Origin of the sequence: Mesorhizobium sp. M7A.F.Ca.CA.004.12.1.1 (genome assembly GCF_003997835.1) — a bacterium.
GTDB lineage: Bacteria > Pseudomonadota > Alphaproteobacteria > Rhizobiales > Rhizobiaceae > Mesorhizobium.
This window is the reverse complement of record NZ_RZRK01000958.1, coordinates 1-2,128: the sequence shown is the minus strand read 5'-3', so window position 1 is coordinate 2,128 and position 2,128 is coordinate 1. Positions and strand designations below refer to the sequence as shown.

Annotated in this window: 2 protein-coding genes; one reads left to right on the top strand and one right to left on the bottom strand. The window is 65.8% G+C overall.

The genetic code is table 11. From position 1 onward, the window contains the following. Nucleotides 1-1,587 (top strand): aldehyde dehydrogenase family protein (locus EN984_RS32225; protein WP_127384248.1); only part of this gene is annotated, 1,587 nt, incomplete at its 5' end. A gap of 69 nt (nucleotides 1,588-1,656) precedes the next feature. Here the strand turns inward: EN984_RS32225 and EN984_RS32220 are convergent. Beyond that, on the bottom strand, nucleotides 1,657-1,971 hold the full coding sequence (locus EN984_RS32220) for an antibiotic biosynthesis monooxygenase (RefSeq protein ID WP_027039045.1): 315 nt from the start codon (nucleotides 1,969-1,971) through the stop codon (nucleotides 1,657-1,659). Between the last annotated feature and the right edge of the window lie 157 nt (nucleotides 1,972-2,128).

The following is a 2,128-nucleotide window of genomic DNA, read 5'->3' as shown; positions in this document are numbered from 1 at the left end:
CCGCTCGCCATCTTCACCGGCCAGATCGCGGCCGCGCTCGTCACCGGCAATTCGGTCATCGCCAAGCCGGCCGAGCAGACGCCGCTGATCGCCTTCCGCGCCGTCGAATTGCTGCGCGAGGCCGGCGTGCCGGAAGATGTCATCCAGCTCCTGCCCGGCGACGGCCCGTCGGTCGGTGGCCCGCTGACCGCTGACCCGCGCATTGCCGGCGTATGCTTCACCGGCTCGACCGAGGTTGCCAAGCTGATCGAGAAGCAGCTGGCCGAGACGGCCGAGCCCGACGCCATGCTGATCGCCGAGACCGGCGGCCTTAACGCGATGATCGTCGATTCCACCGCGCTGCCCGAACAAGCGGTGCGCGATATCCTGGCCTCGGCCTTCCAGAGTGCCGGCCAGCGCTGCTCGGCGCTGCGCGTGCTCTACGTGCAGAAGGACGTCGAGAAGAAGATGCTGGAGATGCTGAAGGGCGCCATGGAGGCGCTCAATGTCGGCGATCCCTGGCGGATTTCGACCGATGTCGGCCCGGTCATCGACGACGAGGCACAGACCTCGATCCGCGAGTACTGCACGAAGATGGGCCTGCAGGGCCGGCTGATCGCCAAGCTCGAAGCGCCGAAGGAAGGTCGCTTCGTCGCGCCCCACGTCTTCCGCGTCAAGGGTATCGAGGATATGGAGCGCGAGGTGTTCGGGCCGGTGCTGCATGTCGCCAGTTTCGACGCCGACGAGATCGACGCGGTCATCGCCGCCATCAACCGCAAGGGCTACGGCCTGACCTTCGGGCTGCACACCCGGATCGAGGGCCGCGTGCAGCATTTCGTCGACGGCATCCACGCCGGCAACATCTATGTCAACCGCAACCAGATCGGCGCCGTCGTCGGTTCGCAGCCGTTTGGCGGCGAGGGGCTTTCAGGCACCGGTCCGAAGGCCGGCGGCCCGCACTACCTCCGCCGCTTCCGCAAGGGGCCGGAGGCTGGCACCCATGTGCAGGATGGCCACAAGGTCACGGCGACCGAACTTGCCGACAATCTGCCGGATCCCGCACTTGGCGGCTGGTCGACGCGGCCCGACCGGATCGCCATTCTGAGGAAGCATCTGCGCGGCAAGGGTGCTGCGGCCATTGGTGCGGCCGCCGGCATCGATTTCGGCCAGGTCGACCTGCCCGGGCCGACCGGCGAGGCCAACACGCTGTCGCTGTCGCCACGCGGACGGGTGCTGTGCCTTGGTCCTGACGGCGATACGCTGCTGGCGCAGACGATCCAGGCGCTCGCCGCCGGCAATGCCGTGCTGGCCGTTGCGCTAGGTGCACCGGCAGCCCTTTCCGCGTTGACCGGCAAGGGCCTGCCGCTGGCCGCCATCGACGGCCGGCCGGATCCGGTCGAGGCGCGCGCGCTACGCGTCGACGTCGTCGCTTTTTCAGGCACGTCCGAGGCCGCGCGCATCGTGCGCAAGGTCATCGCCGACCGCTCCGGCCCGATCGTGCCGCTGGTCACGGAGGTGCTCAACCCGGCGGCTTATGCGCATGAACGGGCGGTCTGCGTCGACACCACCGCCGCGGGCGGCAATGCGAGCTTGCTGGCCGGGGCCTGACCCCCGGTCAACTTTTGTTTTTATGCATGTCGTTGTCCCAAAACCGGGACCACTTTTGGACGACATGCATTACGCGCCTTCGACGACCGAAAAACCCTCGAACTGGGGGTGGCCGAGATAGTGGACCTTTGTCGTGCCGACATTCCTGTGGGCGGCGCGGAAATTCTCGGACTTGGTCCAGGCGATAAAATCGTCGTGGCTGGCCCACACCGTGTGCGACGCGAAAAGCGTGTAGCCTTCGGTCTCGTTGACCGGGCCGCGCAGCAGATGGAATTCCCTAAACCCCTTCATCTCAGCAAGGCTGGAATCGCGGTTCTTCCAGACGGCTTCGAAGTCGTTCTCCGAGCCGGTCTGCACCTTGAAGCGGTTCATTGCGATGTACATGGCGGTTCCTTTCGTGCGGATGTTGATGATTGGCGGCTGCAGCGTTTGTTCTGCGCACATTCAAAATGGGCCGATTTCGGTCTCGAACTCCAAATTTGCGCTTGCTGCCTGCGGTGGAATCGGAGGGAAGGGGGCTGCCTTGCGGACAATGCCAAGC

Coding starts and splice junctions, on each gene's coding strand:
- EN984_RS32220 (WP_027039045.1), bottom strand. CDS start 1,971: ATGTACATCGCAATGAACCGCTTCAAGGTGCAGACCGGCTCGGAGAAC.